Origin of the sequence: Pseudomonas coronafaciens pv. oryzae str. 1_6 (assembly GCF_000156995.2) — a bacterium.
Lineage (GTDB): Bacteria > Pseudomonadota > Gammaproteobacteria > Pseudomonadales > Pseudomonadaceae > Aquipseudomonas > Aquipseudomonas tremae.
The window spans coordinates 1826712-1849167 of the sequence record NZ_CP046035.1; the positions used below are offsets into that span (position 1 = coordinate 1826712).

At 58.4% G+C, this 22456-nt stretch carries 21 protein-coding genes and 1 pseudogene; 10 read left to right on the forward strand and 12 right to left on the reverse strand.

All coding sequences use genetic code 11. The annotated features are described in order from the left end of the window. Positions 1 to 51: 51 nt before the first annotated feature. The 3 genes from POR16_RS08270 to acnA all read right to left on the reverse strand — a co-directional run bounded on the left by POR16_RS08270 (position 52) and on the right by acnA (position 5969). Positions 52 to 585 (reverse strand): hypothetical protein, encoded by a 534-nt coding sequence (locus POR16_RS08270; protein WP_005887441.1) that lies wholly within the window; start codon positions 583 to 585, stop codon positions 52 to 54. Between the two features lie 908 nt (positions 586 to 1493). Then, positions 1494 to 3059 carry a methyl-accepting chemotaxis protein gene (locus POR16_RS08275; RefSeq protein WP_122381083.1) on the reverse strand — a complete coding sequence of 522 codons (1566 nt, stop codon included), beginning with the start codon at positions 3057 to 3059 and terminating at the stop codon, positions 1494 to 1496. A 165-nt stretch (positions 3060 to 3224) separates the two neighbouring features. Beyond that, positions 3225 to 5969 (reverse strand): aconitate hydratase AcnA, encoded by a 2745-nt coding sequence (gene acnA / locus POR16_RS08280; RefSeq protein ID WP_005887447.1) that lies wholly within the window; start codon positions 5967 to 5969, stop codon positions 3225 to 3227. 191 nt (positions 5970 to 6160) lie between these two features. Between acnA and rlmM the strand changes: the two genes are divergently transcribed. The 3 genes from rlmM to pdxB all read left to right on the forward strand — a co-directional run bounded on the left by rlmM (position 6161) and on the right by pdxB (position 8787). Then, positions 6161 to 7234, forward strand: coding sequence for a 23S rRNA (cytidine(2498)-2'-O)-methyltransferase RlmM (rlmM, locus tag POR16_RS08285; RefSeq protein ID WP_005887449.1), 1074 nt, complete (start codon positions 6161 to 6163; stop codon positions 7232 to 7234). A gap of 66 nt (positions 7235 to 7300) precedes the next feature. Next, a complete protein-coding gene (gene tusA / locus POR16_RS08290; protein ID WP_005887451.1) occupies positions 7301 to 7555 on the forward strand; it encodes a sulfurtransferase TusA in 255 nt (84 codons plus the stop codon). 89 nt (positions 7556 to 7644) lie between these two features. Beyond that, positions 7645 to 8787, forward strand: a complete 1143-nt coding sequence (gene pdxB, locus POR16_RS08295; RefSeq protein WP_005887453.1) for a 4-phosphoerythronate dehydrogenase PdxB — start codon at positions 7645 to 7647, stop codon at positions 8785 to 8787. Positions 8788 to 8872: 85 nt separating this feature from the next. Here the strand turns inward: pdxB and POR16_RS26260 are convergent, their stop codons facing one another. Then, a complete protein-coding gene (locus POR16_RS26260; protein WP_005887456.1) occupies positions 8873 to 9043 on the reverse strand; it encodes a PA1571 family protein in 171 nt (56 codons plus the stop codon). 286 nt (positions 9044 to 9329) lie between these two features. On the opposite strand from POR16_RS26260, the gene POR16_RS08300 reads away from it, so the two are divergent. Beyond that, positions 9330 to 11099: an ABC transporter transmembrane domain-containing protein gene (locus POR16_RS08300; protein ID WP_005887459.1), complete on the forward strand. Its 1770-nt coding sequence runs from the start codon at positions 9330 to 9332 to the stop codon at positions 11097 to 11099. Positions 11100 to 11132: 33 nt separating this feature from the next. Here POR16_RS08300 and ppnP read toward each other — a convergent pair whose 3' ends face one another. Further along, positions 11133 to 11414, reverse strand: coding sequence for a pyrimidine/purine nucleoside phosphorylase (gene ppnP / locus POR16_RS08305; RefSeq protein ID WP_005887461.1), 282 nt, complete (start codon positions 11412 to 11414; stop codon positions 11133 to 11135). Between the two features lie 141 nt (positions 11415 to 11555). Next, complete coding sequence (locus tag POR16_RS08310) at positions 11556 to 12098, reverse strand: 3'-5' exonuclease (RefSeq protein ID WP_005887464.1); 543 nt, start codon at positions 12096 to 12098, stop codon at positions 11556 to 11558. Between the two features lie 239 nt (positions 12099 to 12337). Between POR16_RS08310 and POR16_RS08315 the strand changes: the two genes are divergently transcribed. Next, positions 12338 to 13177 (forward strand): substrate-binding periplasmic protein, encoded by an 840-nt coding sequence (locus POR16_RS08315; protein WP_024670706.1) that lies wholly within the window; start codon positions 12338 to 12340, stop codon positions 13175 to 13177. 34 nt (positions 13178 to 13211) lie between these two features. Here the strand turns inward: POR16_RS08315 and POR16_RS08320 are convergent, their stop codons facing one another. Next, positions 13212 to 13379, reverse strand: a complete 168-nt coding sequence (locus POR16_RS08320) for a DUF2897 family protein (protein WP_005887468.1) — start codon at positions 13377 to 13379, stop codon at positions 13212 to 13214. Positions 13380 to 13495: 116 nt separating this feature from the next. Further along, the gene (gene eat, locus POR16_RS08325) at positions 13496 to 14860 is read right to left on the reverse strand and encodes an ethanolamine permease (protein ID WP_005887470.1); all 1365 of its coding nucleotides are present in this window, start codon (positions 14858 to 14860) and stop codon (positions 13496 to 13498) included. 294 nt (positions 14861 to 15154) lie between these two features. Between eat and pyrF the strand changes: the two genes are divergently transcribed. Further along, complete coding sequence (gene pyrF / locus POR16_RS08330) at positions 15155 to 15853, forward strand: orotidine-5'-phosphate decarboxylase (protein ID WP_042931989.1); 699 nt, start codon at positions 15155 to 15157, stop codon at positions 15851 to 15853. A 129-nt stretch (positions 15854 to 15982) separates the two neighbouring features. Here pyrF and POR16_RS08335 read toward each other — a convergent pair whose 3' ends face one another. Continuing rightward, complete coding sequence (locus POR16_RS08335) at positions 15983 to 16990, reverse strand: NADP-dependent oxidoreductase (protein ID WP_005887473.1); 1008 nt, start codon at positions 16988 to 16990, stop codon at positions 15983 to 15985. 230 nt (positions 16991 to 17220) lie between these two features. Here POR16_RS08335 and POR16_RS08340 point away from each other — a divergent pair, with 230 nt between their 5' ends. Beyond that, the gene (locus POR16_RS08340) at positions 17221 to 18156 is read left to right on the forward strand and encodes a S66 peptidase family protein (RefSeq protein WP_081033027.1); all 936 of its coding nucleotides are present in this window, start codon (positions 17221 to 17223) and stop codon (positions 18154 to 18156) included. A gap of 21 nt (positions 18157 to 18177) precedes the next feature. On the opposite strand, the gene POR16_RS08345 is transcribed toward POR16_RS08340, so the two are convergent. Together POR16_RS08345 and POR16_RS08350 are read right to left on the reverse strand one after the other, a co-directional pair. Beyond that, positions 18178 to 19380, reverse strand: coding sequence for a benzoate/H(+) symporter BenE family transporter (locus tag POR16_RS08345; protein WP_005887476.1), 1203 nt, complete (start codon positions 19378 to 19380; stop codon positions 18178 to 18180). A gap of 115 nt (positions 19381 to 19495) precedes the next feature. Further along, entirely contained in the window at positions 19496 to 19966 is a 471-nt protein-coding gene (locus POR16_RS08350) for a MarR family winged helix-turn-helix transcriptional regulator (protein ID WP_005887477.1), read from the reverse strand. Positions 19967 to 20048: 82 nt separating this feature from the next. Here POR16_RS08350 and POR16_RS08355 point away from each other — a divergent pair, with 82 nt between their 5' ends. The 3 genes and pseudogenes from POR16_RS08355 to POR16_RS27255 form a co-directional block, all read left to right on the forward strand. Beyond that, positions 20049 to 21215: an aminotransferase-like domain-containing protein gene (locus POR16_RS08355; RefSeq protein ID WP_005887478.1), complete on the forward strand. Its 1167-nt coding sequence runs from the start codon at positions 20049 to 20051 to the stop codon at positions 21213 to 21215. A gap of 39 nt (positions 21216 to 21254) precedes the next feature. After that, complete coding sequence (locus tag POR16_RS08360; protein ID WP_005887479.1) at positions 21255 to 21857, forward strand: glutathione S-transferase family protein; 603 nt, start codon at positions 21255 to 21257, stop codon at positions 21855 to 21857. A 36-nt stretch (positions 21858 to 21893) separates the two neighbouring features. Continuing rightward, positions 21894 to 22028 (forward strand): annotated as a pseudogene (locus POR16_RS27255) (lysozyme inhibitor LprI family protein); the annotation flags it as partial. A gap of 21 nt (positions 22029 to 22049) precedes the next feature. Here POR16_RS27255 and POR16_RS08365 read toward each other — a convergent pair. Further along, a complete protein-coding gene (locus POR16_RS08365) occupies positions 22050 to 22427 on the reverse strand; it encodes a glutathione S-transferase N-terminal domain-containing protein (protein WP_024670701.1) in 378 nt (125 codons plus the stop codon). Positions 22428 to 22456: the final 29 nt, after the last annotated feature.

Below are 22456 nucleotides of genomic sequence, written 5' to 3' on the forward strand. Positions count from 1 at the left end.
AAGGCTGAATGGCACCAAAGCCCCCGGTGAGTGATCACCGGGGGTTTTCAGTTATGTGTCGAAGAACCTGCGATTGACAAGACGCTTGCGTTGCCGTTGTCTGGACGTAGCAGGCGCGGAGTAATTGACATTGACCCTTAGTACCGGCGAGGTGCCGATCAGTCGATTGTCACGATAAAGCTCGTAGTACAGGTCAACCAGGCCGAACTGAATGTAGGGCGTGAAGTTGTAGGAAACGCATAGCACGCGGACGATGCTGTCCTTGCCCACTCGATGAAACAGGGTTGTTGACGATAGATTTTTCCCCCAATAGAAACGGATTTCATCTCCCCAGCACATCTTCACCGAGCCGGGAATATGGATGGTGATACCTGCATAGGCCTGTTCTTCACTGATGGCTTCAGGATCGATACCAGGCAGCACGGGTGGCTTCATGGTGTCTGAAATGTCTGATGGAACAGGGGCAAGCCCCGCCGCTTTATAGTCACCCTCTCGCGGTGGTGATTCTTGAGCAATACTCGCGTTTTTGGGGATTTTTTCTTGCAGGACGCGCGCAGTGACATCCGTGGATTGCTTCTTATCCATCGTACACTCTTTAATTGGCATTAATTTGAGTTGTTGTACTTGCACCGACAATCGCCAGTGCGAGAAATATTACAAGTCACTCAAGTGCTGAGGTCAAGTCGGTTGGAAGAGCAAAGGAAGAACAGGGTTTGGCGTTAGTAATGCAGTTACATTTGGTTTCATGTGGGCGTTAAATTATCGACTATTACGGCGGCGGTGCTGTAAATAAAGGGTGTTGCTGTACAAGGAGAGCCCGCTGAGGTTTTTTCTGCTATCTATATCTGTAGGACGATTACTACAGAGAATTCTTACAAGTAGAAAAATATTGCATTTTGTCTAATATCCTACTTGTTCACAGGATGATTCACTCAAACTTATCATTGTTTTCCCGCACACATAACTGCAGGAGGCCTTCGGAGTTTTGAGCCAAAAATGTAGGTCGTGTAGCTCAAGCCTGCTTGGGGGTGAGCAGCGCAGAGCGTCAGCAGCTAGAGATCGCCTGCACAATCGATGATCCTGTTGCTGGTTCTGAGGTTATCGCTGTCCTGCTTAAACAGTATTTTGCGTGAGAAAGCCATCCGGAATGGTCAGTGAAATTCGAGGTGCAAAAAACCAGGGTGTTGTGCAAACGCTCGTTGTATTTCTCCCGCTGACAAGTCAGGCGCCACAAGGCGCAGATCTGAAGTTCGCATCGGGTGATACTTGATAATTAAAAGTGGTAATACATAACTACCGCGTCTTGCCATGAAATCAGCTGATTGGAGTAAACATCTTATGCCGATACCGGTGTGGGCCCCTTGCGGTTGTTGGCGGTGCTAAATAATGCTCTGCGCAATGTGGGGCTTCATATATTAAAGAGCAGGCTGTATACCTCAATAAAAAAGCCCCGACAGACCGAACTGGCGGGGCTTTGCGAGGCTAATCAAATCTCAGCGATTGAATCGTTCCACCAGCGAATATTGTGAGTTGGCAGTCGCAGTCAGCTCCCCGCTCAATACGGCCGAGCGGCGCGCCTCATCGGCTGTCGTGTCTGCCAGGCTGGCGATGGTCGCGATATTGCGGTTGATCTCTTCGGCCACAGCGCTCTGTTCTTCGGTGGCAGTGGCGATCTGGGTCGTCATGTCGGTGATATTGGCGACGGCTTCGCTGATGCCTACCAGCGCTTGATCCGCTTCCAGCACCCTGGCCACGCCTTCCTCGGCCTGACGTCGCCCAGCTTCCATGGTCTGCACAGCGTCATTGGCGGTCTGCTGCAGCTTGGCGATCAGGCCGTGAATCTGCCCGGTGGATTCTGCGGTGCGTTGTGCCAATTGACGTACTTCGTCTGCCACCACCGCAAAGCCGCGACCCATCTCGCCGGCACGTGCCGCTTCGATGGCCGCGTTGAGTGCCAGCAGATTGGTTTGATCAGCGATACCTTTGATCACATCGACCACGCCACCGATTTCATCGCTGTCCTTGGCCAGTCGTGTGACGGTCAGGCCGGTTTCGCCCACTGAGGTGGAGAGGCGCTGAATGGCTTCGCGGGTCTCACCTGCGATGTCGCGGCCACGGCGGGTCAGTTCATTGGCCTGCTGCGTGGCGTCGGCAGTACGATTCACATGGCCGGCAACTTCTTGCGTGGTGGCAGCCATCTGGTTGATGGCTGCTGCAACCTGCTCGGTCTCTACCCGCTGACGTTCCAGCCCGATCGAGCTGGCGTTGGCCAGTGAATTGGACTGGCGAGCCTGACTGTTCAGGTGTTCGGCAGTGTCCTGCAAGCGCGTCAGGCAGGTTTTCAGACGCGCTTCCTGGCTGAGGGTCGACATTTCAAGGCGCGCTTGCGGGCCACGGCTGTCGGTATACATCTGCGCAATCAGAGGGTCAGAGGTGGTCTGTTCGGCCAGACGCAACAGGCGTTTGATGCCACGCTGCTGCCAGGACAGCCCCAGCAGGCCCAAGGGCACTGACAATGCTGCTGCCAGGGCAAAACCCCAGGGGGAGTTGAGCCACGTGCCGATCAGAAAACTCAGTTGACTGACCAGAATGAACGGCAGCCAGTCCTGAAGGATCGGCAGCCATTTATCACGACCCGGGACGGCACTCTTGCCCTTGTTGATACGGGCGTAAAGCGCCTCGGCACGACGGACCTGTTCGGCCGTCGGCTTGACACGCACCGACTCGAAACCCACGACCTTGCGGTTTTCCAGTACCGGTGTCACATAAGCGTTGACCCAATAGTGGTCGCCGTTCTTGCAGCGGTTTTTGACGATGCCCATCCACGGCTGACCGGTCTTGAGCGTGGTCCACATGTGTTCGAACACAGCAGGCGGCACATCCGGGTGACGCACTGTGTTGTGGGCGGCACCCAGCAGCTCCGCCTCGCTATAGCCGCTTATATCGATAAAGGCATCATTGCAGTAAGTAATGGTGCCTTGGGTATCGGTGGTGGAGATCAGTCGCTGTTCGGCAGGGAATGTGCGCTCGCGTTGAGTGACGGGCTGGTTGTTGCGCATGGGAGTTCGATCCTTCGATCCTGAAGACGATGGCGTGTTATCGGCCGCATGGCCGATAAATTGAGTATTGCACGCCAAATGACCGATGAGTCAGTGCGGCAAAAGCAGGTCGCGGTGTGCCTGACACCGCGACCTTTTCTGCTCGCCGGGCTCTGCGCTATACCCTCAGGAAGCGATCAACTGGCGCAATACATAATGCAGGATACCTCCTGACTTGAAGTACTCCACCTCATTGAGCGTGTCGATGCGGCACAGTACGTCGACGGTCTCCTTGCTGCCGTCTTCGCGTTCAATGTGCAAGGTCAGGCTCATGCCTGGCTGAACTTCCGCATTGGTCAGCCCGGTAATTTTCAATGTTTCCTTGCCGGTCAGGCCCAACGTCTTGCGGGTCTGCCCGTTCTTGAACTGCAATGGCAGTACGCCCATGCCCACCAGGTTCGAGCGGTGGATGCGTTCGAAACTTTCGGCAATGACGGCCTTGACGCCCAGCAGGTTGGTGCCTTTGGCGGCCCAGTCGCGGCTTGAGCCGGTGCCGTATTCCAGACCGGCGATTATCACCAGTGGGGTGCCTTCAGCCTGGTAGCGCATGGCGGCATCGTAGATCGCCAGTTTTTCACCGGACGGCACATGCACCGTGTTGCCGCCTTCCTCGCCGCCAAGCATTTCGTTGCGAATGCGAATATTGGCAAATGTCCCGCGCATCATCACTTCATGGTTGCCACGGCGTGAACCGTAAGAGTTGAAGTCCTGATACTGGACGCCTTTTTCCTGCAGATAGCGTCCCGCAGGGCTGTCTGCCTTGATGTTGCCGGCAGGGGAGATGTGGTCGGTGGTCACCGAGTCGCCCAGCAAGGCCAGGATACGCGCGTCTTGCACGTCTTCGATGACCGGCAATGGTCCGCCGATGTCTTCGAAGAACGGCGGATGCTGGATGTAGGTCGAGTCTTCCTGCCATACATACGTGGCAGCCTGCGGAACTTCGATGGCTTGCCATTGTTCGTCACCGGCGAAGACTTCCGCGTATTCCTTGTGAAACATCCCGGTGTTCACGTTGGCGACCGCATCGGCGATTTCCTGTTGAGTCGGCCAGATGTCACGCAAATACACCGGTTTGCCATCCGAGCCTTCACCGAGCGGTTCGCTGCTGATGTCGATGCTCACCGAACCGGCCAGCGCATAAGCAACCACGAGCGGCGGCGATGCCAGCCAGTTGGTCTTGACCAGCGGGTGGACACGTCCCTCGAAATTACGATTGCCGGACAGCACCGAGGCGACGGTGAGGTCAGATTGCTGGATGGCTTTTTCGATAGGCTCCAGCAATGGCCCGGAGTTGCCGATGCAGGTGGTGCAGCCGTAACCCACCAGGTCGAAGCCCAGGGCGTCAAGGTATTGCGTCAGACCCGCTGCTTCATAGTAGTCGGTGACGACTTTGGAGCCGGGCGCCAGTGAGCTTTTCACCCATGGTTTGCGTTGCAGGCCTTTTTCGACCGCTTTTTTCGCGACCAGCCCGGCCGCCATCATGACGCTGGGGTTGGAGGTGTTGGTGCATGAGGTGATCGCTGCAATCACCACCGCGCCGTCCTTCAGGTGATAGGTCTGCCCATTGTAATCGTAGGGCGTCCCAGCATTGATCTGCGCCTCGTTACCTACCGCGACGCCGCCGCCACCTTCGCTTTCCAGACGGCCTTCTTCCGTCTTCGCGGGCTTGACCTGCAGGCCAAGGAAGTCGCTGAAGGCCTTGGCGACATTCGGCAGTGCTACGCGGTCCTGTGGGCGTTTCGGTCCGGCGAGGCTGGCCTCAACTGTGCCCATGTCCAGTTCAAGACTGTCCGTGAACACAGGTTCCTGACCTGGCTGGCGCCACAGGCCTTGAGCCTTGCAGTAGGCTTCGACCAGCTTCACAGTCTCGTCGGGACGACCGGACAGGCGCAGGTAATCTATCGTCACTTCATCGACCGGGAAAAAACCACAGGTTGCACCGTACTCCGGTGCCATGTTGGCGATGGTTGCGCGGTCTGCGAGTGGCAGGTCAGCCAGCCCGTCGCCGTAGAATTCGACAAACTTGCCGACCACGCCTTTCTTGCGCAGCATCTGCGTCACGGTCAGGACCAGGTCGGTAGCAGTAATGCCTTCCTTCAATTTGCCGGTCAGTTTGAAGCCGATGACTTCCGGGATCAGCATCGACACCGGTTGGCCGAGCATTGCCGCTTCGGCTTCGATGCCGCCCACGCCCCAGCCCAGTACGCCCAGGCCATTGATCATGGTGGTGTGGGAGTCGGTGCCGACCAGGGTGTCGGGGAATGCGTAGGTACGGCCGTCTTCTTCTTTGGTCCAGACAGTGCGGCCCAGGTACTCCAGGTTCACCTGATGGCAAATACCCGTGCCAGGCGGCACCACACTGAAGTTGTCAAAAGCGCTCTGGCCCCAGCGCAAGAACGCGTAGCGCTCACCATTGCGCTGCATCTCGATGTCGACGTTCTGTTCGAACGCCGAGGAATTGCCGAACTTGTCGACCATCACCGAGTGGTCGATCACCAGATCGACCGGTGACAGCGGATTAATCCGCTGCGGATCGCCACCAGCCTTGGCCATTGCAGCGCGCATGGCGGCCAGATCGACCACGGCGGGTACGCCGGTAAAGTCCTGCATCAGAACGCGGGCAGGGCGGTATTGGATTTCACGGTCCGAGCGGCGCTCGGTCAACCAGTCGGCGATGGCCTTTAGGTCGTTGCCGGTGACGGTTTTGTTGTCTTCCCAGCGCAGCAGGTTTTCCAGCAGTACCTTGAGCGACATGGGCAGCTTGTCCAGATTACCGAGTGATCGGGCAGCGTCGGGCAGGCTGAAATAGTGGTAGGTCTTGTTGTCGATTTCGAGCGTTTTCAGGCTCTTCAGGCTATCGAGGGAGGGCATTAATGTCTCCTTTTGGGATGATATCTGCAGGTCGGATCACGGGGCTCGGTGTGCATCAGGTCAAGAGCGCCGAATCAGGCTTCAGGTTCTGTGGACTGTCTGGCCGCGCCAGTGGTTCCTGATTGGGCTATCATGCGCGGCTTTCAAGTCTGCGGGGTTACGCCCGAGCGCCCGTTGCCCAGGAGTGACCCATGAATACGCTGTTTATGCATTGCAGGCCCGGCTTTGAAGGCGAAGTCTGTTCGGAGATAGCCGAACACGCGGCGCGTCTGGACGTCGCCGGGTATGCCAAGGCGCGCCCCGATACAGCATGCGCCGAGTTCATGTGCACCGAAGCGGACGGCGCCGAACGGTTGATGAATGGCCAGCGTTTCGACAAGCTGATCTTCCCCCGGCAATGGGCGCGCGGTGTGTTTCTGGATTTGCCGGAATCTGACCGGATCAGCGTCATCCTTGCTCAGCTGGCAGCGTTTCCGGTCTGCGGCAGCATGTGGCTGGAGGTGGTGGACACCAATGACGGCAAGGAGCTGTCGAATTTCTGCAAGAAGTTCGAAGCGCCGTTGCGCAAAGCCCTGACCCAGGCTGGCAAGCTGGTCGAAGACCCACGCAGGCCGCGCCTTTTGCTGACCTTCAAGAGTGGCCGCGAGGTATTTCTCGGCCTGGCCGAAGCTGACAATTCGGCGATGTGGCCGATGGGCATTCCGCGCTTGAAGTTTCCCCGCGAGGCACCGAGCCGCTCGACCCTCAAGCTCGAAGAGGCGTGGCACCATTTCATCCCTCGGGATCAGTGGGACGAGCGTCTGTCCGGTGACATGACCGGCGTGGACCTGGGAGCTGCTCCCGGTGGCTGGACCTATCAACTGGTGCGTCGCGGGATGCTGGTGACGGCCATCGACAACGGCCCGATGGCCGAAAGCCTGATGGACACCGGGCTGGTGCAACACCTGATGGCCGACGGTTTTACCTACAAGCCTCGCCAGCCGGTGGACTGGATGGTCTGCGACATTGTCGAAAAACCTGCGCGCAATGCCGCCCTGCTGGAAACCTGGCTGGGTGAAGGCCTGTGTCGCGAAGCCGTGGTCAACCTCAAGCTGCCGATGAAACAGCGTTACGCTGAAGTGCGCCGCCTGCTCGACCGTATCGAAGAGGGCTTTCAGGCGCGCGGGGTCAGGGTATCGATCGGCTGCAAACAGCTCTATCACGACCGTGAAGAAGTCACCTGCCACCTGAGAAGGCTGGATGTGCCCAAGTCGGCGCGCAAGTGAGGCAAGCTGACGCTTATCGTGCCTGGTGAATTGAGCGACAATAGTGACCCGTTGCTGGAGAGCCCCATGTCTGAACCCATCGAAAGTCTCGCCGTTGACTCCGTTCTGGATGCCACCGGGCTGAACTGCCCGGAACCGGTGATGATGTTGCACCAAAAGGTCCGCGACCTGCCTGCGGGCGGTTTGCTCAAGGTCATCGCGACCGATCCGTCCACACGTCGCGATATCCCTAAATTCTGTGTATTCCTGGGTCATGAGCTGGTTGCGGAGCAGACCGGGGAAGGAACGTTTCTGTACTGGATTCGCAAGAAAGCCGACTGATTGCCCTATCGCTGCAACCCGCGCCTGTTCACGACGCGCCTGTCCATACGATGGACAGGTCCATGTTCGCCAGACCCAGAGAGTCTTCCATGCGCATTGTTGCCGACGAAAATATCCCGCTGCTTGACGCCTTTTTTGCCGGGTTCGGTGAAATCCAGCGCTTGCCCGGCCGCGCTATCGACCGCGCAGCAGTCGCCGAGGCCGATATCCTGCTGGTGCGCTCCGTGACACCGGTGACCCGCGAAATGCTTGAAGGCAGTCCGGTACGTTTTGTCGGTACCTGCACGATTGGCACCGATCACCTGGACCTGGAGTATTTCGCGGAAGCCGGAATCCAGTGGGCCAGCGCACCGGGTTGCAATGCGCGTGGCGTGGTGGATTACGTACTGGGCAGCCTGTTGACTTTGGCGGAAATAGAAGGCGTCGACCTAAGGCAGCGTACCTATGGCGTGGTGGGAGCAGGGCAGGTGGGTGGGCGTCTGATCGCCGTCCTGAAAGCGCTGGGCTGGAATGTCCTGGTCTGCGATCCCCCGCGTCAGGCCGCCGAAGGAGGCGATTTCGTCAGCCTTGATGAAGTCCTGCAACGCTGTGATGTCATCAGCCTGCACACGCCCTTGAGCAAGACCGGGGAGCTAGCAACCTGGCACCTGCTCGACGACACGCGTCTGCGCCAGTTAAGGCAGGGCGCGTGGCTGATCAATGCCAGCCGGGGCGCGGTGGTAGATAACGCCGCATTGCATGATGTCCTGCTCGAGCGGGAAGACTTGCAGGCCGTGCTGGATGTATGGGAGGGCGAGCCGCAGGTCAACGTTGCGCTGGCCGACCTGTGTGTACTTGGAACGCCGCACATCGCCGGTTACAGCCTTGATGGCCGACAGCGCGGTACAGCGCAGATTTACCACGCGCTGTGCACGTTTCTTGAGCAGCCGCCGCTGATCAGTCTTGACGATCTACTGCCGGCACCCTGGCTGGCGCAGGTCAGCCTTGCCGCCGCAACCGAGCCGCTGTGGGCACTGAACATGTTGTGTCGTGGTGTTTATGATCCGCGCCGCGACGATGCAGACTTCCGTCGCAGCCTGACCGGCAATATTCCCAGTCAGCGCCTGGCATTTGATGCGCTGCGCAAACACTACCCGCCCCGCCGAGAGATCGAGGGTTTGCAGGTCAGGCTGGAAGGCGAGTCCGCGGCCCTTGCGCAGATAGTGCGAGCGCTGGGGGCAGTGCTGGTCTGATTGGCCGAAGCGTATTCCGGGTTTTTACGGACATAAAAAACCCGACTTTACCGTCGGGTTTCAATGCATTCGGCAGGATCAGGTCTTATTTTTCCGGAGTTACCCAGTTCTTGTCGCATTCCTGGCAAGCAGCCTGAACCATTTCTTCAGTGATCACGACTTCTCGCCCGTGCTGGTCAAGAACGGCACCGCCAACAGGCAGGTCGGGCGTGGCTCGAACGACCGGGACTTCTTTGCTGTGCTCTTGCAGGCTCATGGTTTTCTCCTTTCATCAGGTAACGGCGTTAAGTTAACCGCGCTTGATGACCGGTCCGTGACAGGTACTGTCAGCCTTTCAAACGCGATACCAGTGCAACAGATTTGTTCTGAATCTGCCAGCAGGCCTTTAGATCAATCACTTGTAGCCTGCTCTGTAAAGCAGTCATAACCAGACCTTGGCATCCCGCCGCAAGTTCACTCTGAATGGCGCGCAGCGCTGTGTGTCGGACAGGTGTAGGCTTCGCAGTTCAGACATTTCGGGCAGACAGGCAGGTTCACTCTCCATGATTTCACTGATTTCCCGACGTCAACGCCAGGCAATTTGCCTGGCCGCGAGTTTTATTGCCCCTTATCGCTGGCAAGTGCTGGGCGCTTTGCTGGCGCTGGTCGTGACCGCTGGCATCACCCTGTCGATCGGGCAGGGCATCAAGTTGATGATCGATCAGGGGTTCATGACCCGTTCAGCGCAATTGCTCGAGCGTTCGATAGGGTTTTTCATGCTGCTCACGGTCGGCTTGGCGATCGGAACCTTTACCCGTTTCTATCTGGTGTCATGGATTGGTGAGCGCGTCGTTGCAGACCTCCGCAAGAAAGTGTTCGACCACTTGATCGAGCTACATCCCGGCTTTTATGAAAACAATCGCAGTTCGGAAATCCAGTCGCGATTGACCGCCGATACGACTTTGCTGCAATCGGTGATCGGTTCATCGCTGTCGATGTTTCTGCGTAACGCGTTGATGGTCATTGGCGGGATCGTGTTGTTGTTCATCACCAACCCCAAACTCACCAGCATTGTGATGGTGGCCTTGCCATTGATCATTGCGCCGATCCTCATGTTCGGGCGGCGGGTGCGCAATCTCTCGCGGGAGAGCCAAGACCGGGTCGCCAATGTAGGCAGCTACGTGGCTGAAGCGCTCGGGCAGATAAAGACGGTTCAGGCGTACAACCATCAGCAACAGGACAGACAGCGTTTTTCCCACACGGTCGAGCAGGCGTTCGAAACCGCCCGCAAGCGGATTCTGCAACGCTCCTGGCTGATTACACTGGTGATCGTTCTGGTGCTGGGTGCGGTGGCCGTGATGTTGTGGGTGGGCGGCATGGACGTGATCAGCGGCCGCATCTCCAGCGGTGAACTGGCAGCGTTTGTGTTTTATGCACTGGTGGTGGGAATGGCGTTCGGCACATTAAGCGAAGTGATCGGTGAGCTGCAGCGTGCAGCCGGTGCTGCCGAGAGGATCGGCGAACTGCTCCAGGCCCGCAGCGAGATCAGTGCGCCGGCCACTGGGCTGCTGAATCTGCCGCAGCGTATCAGCGGGAGGCTGGCGCTGGAAAACGTCAGTTTTGCCTATCCCTCGCGTCCTGAACGTAATGCGGTCGATAACCTGACCCTTTCCGTGGAGCCTGGAGAAACCCTGGCGCTGGTCGGCCCCTCCGGTGCGGGCAAATCGACGATTTTCGATCTGCTGCTGCGTTTTTACGATCCTGGACACGGGCGCATTCTTGTTGAAGGGGTGCCGGCTACGCAGCTTGATCCGCACGATTTGCGTCGCTGTTTTGCGTTGGTTTCGCAAACCCCCGCGCTGTTTTTTGGCAGCGTCGAGGACAACATCCGTTATGGCAACGTCAACGCCAGTTTCGAACAGGTTCAGGCTGCGGCACGTATTGCTCATGCTCACGAGTTCATTCTGGAGATGGCCGACGGTTATCGTACCCACTTGGGGGAGGGCGGGCTGGGCCTGTCCGGCGGACAGCGGCAACGTCTGGCAATCGCCCGGGCATTGCTGGTCGATGCGCCTGTTCTGTTACTGGACGAAGCGACCAGCGCACTGGACGCGCACAGCGAGCATCTGATTCAGCAGGCGTTGCCCAGTCTGATGCAGGGGCGTACCACGCTGGTGATCGCCCATCGGCTGGCGACGGTGCAGAATGCCGACCGGATTGCGGTCATGGACCAAGGGCGGTTGGTCGCCGTCGGTACTCATCAACAGCTGATTGCCAGCAATCCGCTGTACGCGCGTCTGGCAGCCCTGCAGTTCAATGCGGCCGCTGAATAAGCGCGGGAGGTCACACCTCCCGATTCATCGGGGTCAGCGGTATTCGCACAGATAAGCAGTGTCGACACTGACCTTGAGCTGGAACTTGCTGTTGGCCGGCACATTGAACTGACTGCCGGTCGCGAAAGTTTCCCAGTCAGTGCTGTCCGGGAGTTTTACCTGCAACTCGCCCGACACCACGTGCATGATTTCCCGTTGCGCCGTACCGAACTCGTATTCGCCCGCTGCCATTACACCGATGGTTGCCTGACCGTCAACCTGGCTGAAGGCGATGGATTTGACGGTGCCGTCGAAGTATTCGTTGACCTTGAACATGGGCGATTCCTTATGAAGGGCTGTGAGTGGCTCGCCAGTATGCCCAACACGCCAAACCCCGTCACGCCCTGTTAAGGACGTGTTTTGCAAGAGCGCATCAATAATATGCGTGCAAGGGCTCGGGCTATTATGCCGTCACACTCAGTTGGGCATGATCAGCGGTAACAGCCGTGCCGTGTTCCGAGCGTCGACCAGCGCTCGGTGTTGCTGCCCTGTGAACTGCATGCCCGCCAGTTGCAAAGCGCTGTTCAGCCCCAGCGGTTTTTGCAACTGGCGGGCCTGGGCAAAACGCTGTTTGAGATTGACATGCGGCATGCTCGACAGCGCGCTGTCGAGTTGGTGATGACGCCATTCCTCTTCCAGTTGCTGACGGTCATAGTCACCCCAGCTGGCCCAGCCCAGCACCCGTGCACGGTGATGACTCAGCCAGCGCTCGAACTGAGGCCATACCGTCGTCAGCGGTGCAGCGCTGTCGATATTGCTCTGGCTGATGTGAGTCAATTGGCGGCAAAAGTGAGTCAGCAACGGCCTGCGTACAGGGCGCACGAAACGTTCGAAATGGTCCAGTTCGCGCCCGTCCTGATTGACGAGCGTTGCGCCTATCTCGATGACTTCCATTTCTGCGACTGGCCAGCCACCTTCTTCGGTTGTCGCTTCCAGATCAATCACCAGCCAATGCGGCATCATCAAGCTCCGTTTTGATATTCAATGGCTTCAGCGTAACTACATTAGCCGATGCCAGCCCCTTATGTCCTACGGTTCACTGTGCATTCGGCCGTCGCTCTACAATGACCGCCCTTTATTGCAAAGGTGCGGCCTGTTATTCGCTACGCACTGGCCGCCCTCTGCACAAGGGTATTGGCGCCGTTGATTTGACAGTTGTCTAAATCAAAGAAACCGCATAGCGTGGGCGGCTTTGATTGATGCCGTGTTTTATGAAAAGACTCGCAGTGGTAATTGATAGTGTCGTGCGCACTGCCGTGGCGGGGGCGTTAGTGCTTATTCCGTTGATGGTGGCGCCGTCGGTCGTTGCTGCGCAGTTGGTGCGGGTTGCGGCAGTGCACTTTCCTCCGTACATGGTGCGTCCCGAGAAAGGCGAAGACACTGGGCTGTTGCCCAAACTGATCAATGCCCTGAACGCCGAGCAGAACGATTATGAATTCGTGATGATCCCGACGTCGGTGCCCCGACGCTTTCGTGACTTCAGTGAGGGTCGTTTCGATATTGCGATGTTCGAGAACCCCGAGTGGGGCTGGAAAGACATTCCTCACGACACGGTCGACCTTGGGCTTGAAGACGCTGAAGTGTATGTGGCGCGGCAGGTTGAAGGGCGTCAGCAGGATTACTTCGATACATTGTCCGACAAACGCCTGGCGTTGTTCAGTGGTTATCATTATGGATTTGCCAACTTCAATGCCGATCAGAAATACCTGAGCGAACACTTCGACATGACGTCGACTTACTCTCATGACAGCAACTTGCTGATGGTGGTCCGTGGACGCGCGGACGTGGCGCCTGTTACCCGTTCCTATCTGATCGACTTCATGTCCAATCACCCGAGTGAGGCCTCGCACCTGATGGTTTCCGAACGGGTCGATCAGGTTTACCGGCAATATGCATTGCTGCGCCCAGGCGGCAATATCGACGTGCCACACTTCAACCGCTTGCTGGACAACTTGCGCAGTGGAGGGGAGTTGGCAACGATCTTCCAACCGTTGCACATCAAGGTGCTGCCAGTCAGCTTAGCCCCGCCCGAAAAATAAACGGGCGGTGTATCAGCCTGCCGACCCAACCTTCTTAACGATCCTTGGCGTCTTTGGCGTCCATTTCTGCATTGCGCTCATGCACACGCTTGAGCTGTTCTTCGCTGAGGGGCAGTTTCTTGGCTGTGTCGCGCAGCATCATCAGACCGCCGACAATCGAGCCAATGGCTACGAGCAAAATTAACCAGGCATACCAGGGCATAGCGCTCTCCTTGTTGTGATACCGGTTTGAGCGGCGATGCTGCTCAATGGTTCAAGTGTACGCGCCATGAACGGGTCGCGTGCAAGGCCGATTGCACGTGACCCGGAGGAGATGTGTTACCTGCCGGTCAGCATTGCATCGGCCGGCGCATCAGCGCGCGATTTGGCGGTCAGGCTGAAATAGATGAAGCCGATCGCCATAAGCCCCAGGAAGATCAGGCCGATGAGCATGTTGAACCAGGCCATTGCCACCAGACACACCACTGCCAGCGCCAGCGCAATGCCAGGCACCACCGGGTAGCCCGGCGCGCGGAAGGTGCGCTCCAGGTGCGGCTCGGTCTTGCGCAGTTTGAACAGGCTGAGCATGCTCATGATGTACATCACGATCGCGCCGAACACAGCCATGGTGATCATGGCTGCGGTGAGGGTCATGCCGCTCAGGTTGATCAGGCCGTCACTGTAGATAGCTGCGATACCGATCAGGCCACCGGCGATGATCGCCCGGTGCGGTGTCTGAAAGCGTGAGAGTTTTGCCAGCGAGGCAGGCAGATAGCCGGCACGGGCCAGTGCGAAGAACTGACGCGAATAACCCATGATGATCCCGTGGAAGCTGGCCACCAGGCCGAACAGACCGATCCATACCAGCATGTGCAACCAGCCGGAGCTGTCCCCGACAACCGCTTTCATGGCCTGCGGGAGCGGGTCGTTGATATTGGCCAGGGTGCGCCAGTCGCCTACGCCGCCGGCAAACAACATGACGCCGATGGCCAGCACCACCAGGGTGATGATCCCACTGATGTAGGCTTTGGGGATGGTACGTTTCGGGTCCTTGGCTTCTTCGGCGGCCATGGCTGCGCCTTCGATGGCGAGGAAAAACCAGATGGCAAACGGAATGGCGGCGAACATGCCGGCGATGGCTTCGGGCCCGAACGTCTGCGAACCGGCCCATCCGTTGAGGGCGAAGTTGCTGAAACTGAAGGCTGGCGCTACCACCCCCATGAACACCAGCAATTCGGCCACAGCGAGGATGCACACCACCAGCTCGAAAGTCGCGGCCAGTTTCACGCCCACGATATTGAGCGCCATGAATACGATGTAGGCACCGACGGCAGCGTGCCTGGGGTCCAGGCCCGGATACTGCACGTTGAGGTAGGCACCGATGGCCATGGCTATGGCCGGTGGTGCGAATACAAATTCAATCAGCGTTGCCATGCCGGCGATCAATCCGCCTTTTTCTCCGAAGGCGCGACGGCTATAGGCAAAGGGTCCACCTGCGTGCGGGATGGCGGTGGTCAGTTCGGTAAAACTGAAAATGAAACAGGTGTACATGGTTGCAACCATCAGGGCTGTTACCAAAAAGCCCAATGTTCCGGCCACCCCCCAGCCATAACTCCAGCCGAAATATTCGCCGGAAATCACCAGCCCGACAGCAATCCCCCATAAATGAATCGTGCCCAGCGTTGGCTTGAGTTGCGTACTCATTGTTGTCTCCCTGAGGTTCTGTAATCGTTGAAACATCCTGTTGCAGAGGCCGTGCCAGTGCATAAGAATCCGTCGCATTGCCTCAAAACAGGTCGTTTGCAGACCGTCAGGGTCAATCGATGTGACCTGCTGAGTGGATTTGGTGCAGGTCTGCGCGAGTGTGTTCGCTGCAAGTGCAGGTAGTAGCAAGGCTGTTTTGCGCGCATCGGCGATGGATGACGATCTACGGGTCCCCGTCCGCTTGCAGCTTCGGCTACAATGCGCGCCGATTTCGACTTACCTGAGACCACGCTCATGTCCGCCTGCCAGACTCCTGTCATCGTCGCCCTGGATTTCCCGACCCGTGAAGCTGCCCTGCGCTTGGCTGATCAGCTCGATCCCACGCTGTGCCGGGTCAAGGTCGGCAAGGAGTTGTTCACCAGCTGCGCATCGGACATTGTCGAGACCCTGCGTGACAAGGGCTTCGAAGTGTTTCTGGACCTCAAATTCCACGACATTCCCAACACCACGGCCATGGCAGTCAAGGCTGCTGCCGAGATGGGCGTGTGGATGGTGAACGTGCATTGTTCCGGCGGCCTGCGCATGATGGCGGCCTGCCGAGAGGTGCTGGCTCAGCGTACCGGACCTCAACCTTTGTTGATCGGCGTGACAGTGCTGACCAGTATGGAGCGTGAGGACCTTGCCGGTATCGGTCTGGATATCGATCCGCAGGTGCAGGTATTGCGCTTGGCAGCGCTGGCCGAGAAGGCCGGTATGGACGGTCTGGTCTGTTCGGCACTCGAGGCCCAGGCGCTTAAAGCAGCGCATCCGTCGCTGCAACTGGTAACCCCCGGCATTCGCCCGGCGGGCAGTGCACAAGATGATCAGCGCCGCATTCTGACCCCGCGTCAGGCGCTCGATGCAGGCTCTGACTACCTGGTTATCGGCCGCCCGATCAGCCAGGCGGCAGACCCGGCCAGGGCGCTGGCTGCAGTGGTCGCAGAGCTGGCGTAAACATGCCCTTCGCAGGGTGAGGACGCCCCCGCGGCGCCCGTTCTGCTCTCACGCTTTACAGGCAAGAGCAGCCGGGTGCGCGATGCTGAGCGTTGAAACTCGCTCGATAGCTGAAGTCAGGCGTGTGCCTTATTCCACTTTCAAGATCAGCTTGCCGTAATTCTCTCCTGTGAACAGCTTCAGGAATGTCTCTGGGAATGTTTCCAGGCCGTCTTCGATATGTTCCTTGCTCTTGAGCTTACCTTCCTTGATCCAGCCAGCCATGACCTGACCGGCTTCGGCGAAGCGGTCGCCATGGTCCAGCACGATGAAGCCTTCCATGCGCGCGCGGTTGACCAGCAGGGACATGTAGTTGGCCGGACCCTTGACTGCTGTGGTGTTGTTGTACTGGCTGATGGCACCGCAGATCACCACACGTGCACCGACCGCCAACTGGCTGAGTGCGGCGTCCAGAATGTCACCGCCGACGTTGTCGAAGTACACGTTCACACCGTCCGGGCAATGGCGTTTCACCGCCTCCATAACGTCCTCGGATTTGTAGTCGATGGCTGCGTCGAACCCCAGCTCTTCGGTCAGCAGGCGGCATTTCTCCTTGCCCCCGGCGATACCGACAACCCGGCAGCCCTTGATCTTGGCAATCTGCCCGGCCACGCTGCCGACAGCGCCTGCGGCACCGGAAATCAAAACAGTATCACCGCTCTTTGGCTGACCCACGTCCAGCAGCGCCAGGTAGGCCGTCATGCCGGTCATGCCCAGTGCTGACAGGTACAGCGGCAAAGGCGCCAGGCTGGTGTCCACGGTGTAGAAACCTTTCGGCTCACCGACAAAATAGTCCTGGACACCCAATGCACCCTGAACATGGTCGCCCACTGTGAATTTCGGGTTTTTCGATTCAAGGACTTCGCCCACGCCCAGCGCGCGCATCACTTCACCGATCTGCACGGCCGGAATGTAGGACTTGCCTTCGTTCATCCAGCCACGCATGGCCGGGTCCAGCGACAGGTATTTGTTCCTGACCAGAATCTGGCCGTCGCTCAACGCGGTGACCGGGCCTTCCTTATAGTCGAAGTCATCACGGCGTACAGTGCCCGAAGGACGCTTGGCGAGCAGAAACTGGCGGTTGGTAAAATCAGTCATGGCAGGGCCTCACAAAGTGGTTCAAGAATGGAATCAAGCGCTCATGGCGCTGTTCAGGCAAGAAGCGATCATCCAGCGAATGCCGTTTGATCCATGTGGTTGATAGAGTCCACTCAGCCTCTGGCGTTCAAAGCGATCGACTTGACTGGCCTGATCAGGCCATCTTGCAGCTTGAGTCGCTAAGCGCTGTGCTCTACATTGCTGGTCAAATGAATGCCCGGACGAGTGCAATGCCCACGACGAATCTTCAGACCCTTCACCCTCAAGTACTGCGGGCCGGCGACGCCGTGGCGCTGGTTTCGCCGGCAGGCCCGGTGGACCCCGCCAAGCTTGAAGCTGCAGTCGAGGTGCTCAAGGGCTGGGGGCTGCGTCCGCGCGTCTATCCGCATGCATTGGGCAATTATTCGTTTTACTCAGGGACCGATGAAGAGCGGCTCGCCGATTTGAACGCAGCGCTGGCAGATCCGGAAATTCGTGCGGTCATCTGCAATCGCGGCGGGTATGGCGTGCAGCGGATTGTCACGCGCGTGGACATCGAAGCCGTGCGCCGCGACCCCAAGCTGGTGACCGGCTTTTCCGACATTACAGCCCTGCATGGTGCGCTGTGGAACCATGCACGTCTGGCCACCATTCATGGTCCGGTGGCCGCTCAATTGGGGGCAGGTGGTCTGTTTGTCAGCGGCATGCGCCATGCGTTGATGAGTACCGAGCCGGTGTTGCTCAAGGCCGATCCGGCTTCACCCACAGCGAAGGTCAGAACCGGCGGCAGTGCGCAGGGCCTGTTGCTGGGTGGCAATCTGTGCATTCTCGATACGTCCGTCGGTACGCCGTTCATGCCGGACATGACCGGGGCGATTCTGCTGATCGAGGAAGTCAAAGAGCCTGCTTATCGGGTCGACCGCATGCTGACTCATCTGGGCAACTGCGGCATTCTCGAACGTCTGGCGGGTATCGCGGTGGGCGAGTTCACCCCGGCGCCCAACACCGGGGGCACCATCAGCCCGGCTCATGTGTTGCTGGAGCGCCTTGGCAGCCTGGGAATCCCGGTGCTCGGGGGTTTGCCGGTCGGCCACGGTGACCTGAACCAGGCCGTGCCACTGGGCACCCAGGCGATACTGGATGCCGATGCCGGAACCTTGCTCGTCGCTGCCGCCACGCGCAGCTGAACAAGCCGGTATGGCCCAGCGCTAAGGCGCCTTGCGTGCATTCAGAATCAACAAGGTCAGCAAGCCCGCCACAATGCCCCAGAATGCCGAACCTATTGAAAACAGCGTCAACCCGGAAGCTGTCACCATGAAGGTTATCAGCGCAGGTTCGCGCTCACTCGGTTCGGCCATTGCCACGGTCAGGCCGTTGGTGATCGAACCGAGCAATGCCAATGCGGCGATCGATAGCATCAGTTCTTTGGGAAATGCGCTGAACAAGCCTGCCAGCGTGGCCCCGAAAACCCCTGCGATACCATAAAAAATCCCGCACCAGATTGCCGCTGTGTAGCGCTTGGCTTTGTCTTCGTGAGCCTGAGGGCTGGTGCAGATGGCGGCACTGATGGCGGCCAGATTGATCCCGTGGCAACCGAACGGAGCGGTCAGCAGAGAGGCGATGCCGGTCACGGAAATCAGTGGCGAGGTAGGCGGGTAGTAACCGTCGGCGCGCAGCACGGCGACCCCCGGCATGTTCTGGGAGGTCATGGCCACCACGAATAATGGAATGCTGATGCTGACAGTCGCCGCCCATGAAAACTCGGGGGTGGTCCAGACTGGCATCGCCACTTGCAGTGCCAGGCCGCTGAAGTTCAGCAAGCCCAGCAGGGCGGATATCACGATGCCGACCAGCAGCGCGAGCAGCACCGAGTAGCGCGGTGAAAGACGCTTGACCAGCAGGTAAGTGAAAAACATGCCCATCACTAGCCCGGTGCGATGCTGTGCGGCGACGAAAATATCACTGCCGATCCTGAACAGGATTCCCGCCAGCAAGGCTGCTGCCAGAGAAGCCGGCAAGCGTCGGACCATGCGCTCGAAGCTGCCGGTCAAGCCGCAGAGAATGACCAGAACTGCGCTGGTCATGAATGCGCCGACTGCCTCCGGGTACGTCACACCGCCGAGGCTGGTGATCAACAGCGCCGCGCCGGGTGTGGACCACGCCACAGTGATCGGCGTGCGGTAACGCAAGGAAAGGCCAACGCTGCACACCGCCATGCCCATGAACAAGGCCCACAGCCATGACGAAATCTGCAGGTTGCTCAACCCGGCAGCCTGCCCGGCCTGGAACATCAGTACCAGCGAACTGGTGCAACCGGTCATCATGGCAATGAAACCCGCCACTAACGCAGACGGCGATGTATCGGCCCATGGCCGCAGTGGTTGCGGTGGCACCTTGAGGATCTCGTTCATGCAGGACGTCCTTGAAACGGGCAGGTAGCAAAGGACGCCAAGCCTAAACGTATGGCTACGCAGCCTTGCTATACAGCGATACGAGTAAACGCCAGCACAGTTGCGCCCGGTGCGTTTACTCGACTTCAGTGCTGACCGGGCAGGCGCCGGATTGCAGCGTCTGGCCCAGCGCCAGGTTGACCGACATCCAGCCATCCACTGCGCTCTGACCCGCTTCGGCGAACACGCGTTGCAACAGCTTGACCTGCTCGCGCCGCAACCCTTGCTCGAACCGGCAGCCTTCTTCGGTCAGTGCCAGCAACCGCTTGCGTTTGTCATTCTCGGGGGCAGCGCTGTGTACCAGGTTCATGGCGATCAATTGGCGGAGCGGGGCGTTGAGTGCCTGCTTGCTCACGCCCAGTACCGTGAGCAGTTCCTTGACGCTCAAGTCGGGGTAGCGGGCGATGAAAAACACGATGCGCTGATGCACACGACTGAAGCCGCGCTTGGCCAGCATTTCATCGGCCTTGGCGGTGAATGCCTGATAGCCGAAAAAGAAGGCCTCCATGGCGATTTGTTGATTGGCAGGTTTTTTTAAGTCAAGCATGTTGACGTATCCGAAGTGATCGTCGTAATTTTAGTCAATAAGTTTGACTCATTTTCCTTTGTCTCGGCTACAGGTAAGTACCATGGCATTCTCCGAACGCGTTTCCCGTCTGAAAAGCTCTTTGATTCGCGAGATCCTCGCTGCTGCTCAGCGTCCGGAGGTGATGTCGTTTGCCGGAGGCCTGCCTGCCGAAGCGATGCTGCCCAAAGTCGAATGGGCCGACATGCCTGTTTCTCTTGGGCAGTACGGTATGAGCGAAGGCGAACCTGCGCTGCATGAGGCGTTGGCGGCCGACGCCCGAGCGTTGGGTATTGCCTGTGAGGCCAGTCAGGTCATGGTGGTCAGCGGTTCTCAGCAAACACTGGACCTGGCGGCCAAGCTGTACATAGACAAGGGCACCGAGATTCTGCTCGAAGCGCCCACGTACCTGGCCGCGCTGCAGATATTTCAGTTGTTCGGCGCAAATTGCATCACCGTGCCCTTGCTGGCTGAAGGCCCTGATCTGCTCGCCATGCGTCAGCGTCTTGAACAACACAAGCCGGCCTTCGCCTATCTGATTCCAACGTTTCAGAACCCCTCGGCAGTGCGCTACAGCCAGGCCAGTCGCGATGCGGTTGCGGCGCTGCTGGACGAGTTCGACGTGACGCTTATCGAAGACGAACCGTACCGTGAGCTGAGTTTCGATGGCGGCAGCGCAAAGCCGATCGTCAGCAGCCTGAAAAAAGCCAGCTGGATTTACACCGGCACGGTTTCCAAAACGCTGCTGCCTGGCCTGCGCGTCGGTTATCTGATTGCCAGTCCCGACCTGTTTCCACATTTGTTGCGCCTGAAACAGTCCGCCGACCTGCATACCAATCGTCCTGGCCAGTGGCAGGCCTTGCAGTGGATCGGCACTGAGCACTATCGTGAGCATCTGGTGACCCTGTGCGAGTTCTATCGCGGTCGCCGTGATGCGTTTGAAAGCGCCTTGCAGACGCATTTTTCGGATCTGGCAGTGTGGAACAGTCCACAAGGCGGGTTGTTTTTCTGGCTGACCCTCAAACAGCCACTGGACACCCGGACCTTGCTGGATGCCGCGCTGGAGCAGGATGTTGCGTTCATGCCGGGCGAGCCGTTTTTCGCTGATCCTGATGCCAATCATGGCCATCTGCGGCTAAATTTCAGCCACATCGACCCGACGCGCCTGGATGAGGGCATAAAACGACTGGCATCCGTGGTCCGGGCGGCACAGAATCTGAAAGCTGCCTGATTCGATCCGGCAACACAGGCATATCAAGAGGGCAGGGCGATGTACAAGGTTTATGGCGATTACAACTCGGGCAACTGCTACAAGGTCAAGCTGATGCTTAACCTGCTGGGCAGCGAGTACGAGTGGGTGCCGGTCGATATTCTCAATGGCGAAACCCAGACCCCGGCTTTTCTGGAAAAGAACCCCAACGGCAAGATCCCGGTGCTGGAGCTGGAAGATGGCACCTGCTTGTGGGAGTCCAATGCGATTCTCAACTTTCTCGCCGATGGCTCCAGGTTCCTCCCGGCCGAACCGCGTTTGCGCACCCAGGTACTGCAGTGGCAATTCTTCGAGCAGTACAGCCACGAGCCTTCAGTGGCGGTTGCGCGTTTCATCCAGTTTTACCTGGGCTTGCCTGCCGAGCGCATGGTCGAATATCGCGCCATGCAGAAGTCCGGTTACCGGGCACTGGCCGTCATGGAGCAGCAGCTTGATCGCACGCCGTTTCTGGTCGGCGATAATTTTTCGATTGCCGATATCGCCCTGTATGCCTACACCCATGTGGCGCATCAAGGCGGTTTCGACCTCACACCGTACACCGGTATCCGTCGCTGGCTGGAGCGAGTTCAGGCTCAGCCGGGCTACATCGGCATGCTGGACTAACCTGAACACCTGCGCCGCCAATGAGCTGGCAGTACTCAGGCGGGCAAGCCGGAAGACTCCGGCTCGATGTGGCCGCTGGTGCAAGCGCAATGCTTGGCCGAGCACATCCTCGTGCGGCTCAAGCAGTTGCAAGTCTGTGTTGCTTGTCGCGAGGAAGATTGCCCGCGTTGATCGACGTCGGGCAATCGCTGCTCAGATTGCTCCGAAGCGCTGATCAAGGTAATCGATGATCACCTTGGATTCATACATCCACACTGTCTTGTCTTCTTCTTCGATACGCAGGCAAGGCACCTTGATTTTGCCGCCTTCGTTGAGCAGGGTCTGGCGATCGAGCTCGTTGTTCTTCGCATCGCGCAGCGCGACCGGCACGTTGAGGCGACGCAGGGCACGGCGGGTCTTTACGCAGAACGGGCAGGCGTGAAACTGATAAAGCGTCAGGTTCTGTGCTGCTTCATCGACCGCCGCCTGGCTTTGCGGATCGCGTTTTTTCTTGCTTGGGCGGGTCAGGAAGTCGATGCCGATGACGAGTTGGCCCAGGCCCACTCTTAACGCTTTCATGAACACGTTCATACCTCTTGCGGACAGCGGGTGAGTTCTGC

Coding starts and splice junctions, on each gene's coding strand:
- POR16_RS08310 (WP_005887464.1), bottom strand. CDS start 12,098: ATGCCGCATTGGCTGGTGATTGATCTGGAAGCGACAACCGAAGAAGGT.
- POR16_RS08275 (WP_122381083.1), bottom strand. CDS start 3,059: ATGCGCAACAACCAGCCCGTCACTCAACGCGAGCGCACATTCCCTGCC.
- pdxB (WP_005887453.1), top strand. CDS start 7,645: ATGCGCATTGTTGCCGACGAAAATATCCCGCTGCTTGACGCCTTTTTT.
- POR16_RS08365 (WP_024670701.1), bottom strand. CDS start 22,427: ATGAACGTGTTCATGAAAGCGTTAAGAGTGGGCCTGGGCCAACTCGTC.
- POR16_RS08360 (WP_005887479.1), top strand. CDS start 21,255: ATGTACAAGGTTTATGGCGATTACAACTCGGGCAACTGCTACAAGGTC.
- POR16_RS08345 (WP_005887476.1), bottom strand. CDS start 19,380: ATGAACGAGATCCTCAAGGTGCCACCGCAACCACTGCGGCCATGGGCC.
- POR16_RS08320 (WP_005887468.1), bottom strand. CDS start 13,379: ATGCCCTGGTATGCCTGGTTAATTTTGCTCGTAGCCATTGGCTCGATT.
- POR16_RS26260 (WP_005887456.1), bottom strand. CDS start 9,043: ATGAGCCTGCAAGAGCACAGCAAAGAAGTCCCGGTCGTTCGAGCCACG.
- POR16_RS08340 (WP_081033027.1), top strand. CDS start 17,221: ATGCCCACGACGAATCTTCAGACCCTTCACCCTCAAGTACTGCGGGCC.
- POR16_RS08335 (WP_005887473.1), bottom strand. CDS start 16,990: ATGACTGATTTTACCAACCGCCAGTTTCTGCTCGCCAAGCGTCCTTCG.
- POR16_RS08315 (WP_024670706.1), top strand. CDS start 12,338: ATGCCGTGTTTTATGAAAAGACTCGCAGTGGTAATTGATAGTGTCGTG.
- POR16_RS08300 (WP_005887459.1), top strand. CDS start 9,330: ATGATTTCACTGATTTCCCGACGTCAACGCCAGGCAATTTGCCTGGCC.
- acnA (WP_005887447.1), bottom strand. CDS start 5,969: ATGCCCTCCCTCGATAGCCTGAAGAGCCTGAAAACGCTCGAAATCGAC.
- tusA (WP_005887451.1), top strand. CDS start 7,301: ATGTCTGAACCCATCGAAAGTCTCGCCGTTGACTCCGTTCTGGATGCC.
- POR16_RS08350 (WP_005887477.1), bottom strand. CDS start 19,966: ATGCTTGACTTAAAAAAACCTGCCAATCAACAAATCGCCATGGAGGCC.
- pyrF (WP_042931989.1), top strand. CDS start 15,155: ATGTCCGCCTGCCAGACTCCTGTCATCGTCGCCCTGGATTTCCCGACC.
- rlmM (WP_005887449.1), top strand. CDS start 6,161: ATGAATACGCTGTTTATGCATTGCAGGCCCGGCTTTGAAGGCGAAGTC.
- POR16_RS08270 (WP_005887441.1), bottom strand. CDS start 585: ATGGATAAGAAGCAATCCACGGATGTCACTGCGCGCGTCCTGCAAGAA.
- ppnP (WP_005887461.1), bottom strand. CDS start 11,414: ATGTTCAAGGTCAACGAATACTTCGACGGCACCGTCAAATCCATCGCC.
- eat (WP_005887470.1), bottom strand. CDS start 14,860: ATGAGTACGCAACTCAAGCCAACGCTGGGCACGATTCATTTATGGGGG.
- POR16_RS08355 (WP_005887478.1), top strand. CDS start 20,049: ATGGCATTCTCCGAACGCGTTTCCCGTCTGAAAAGCTCTTTGATTCGC.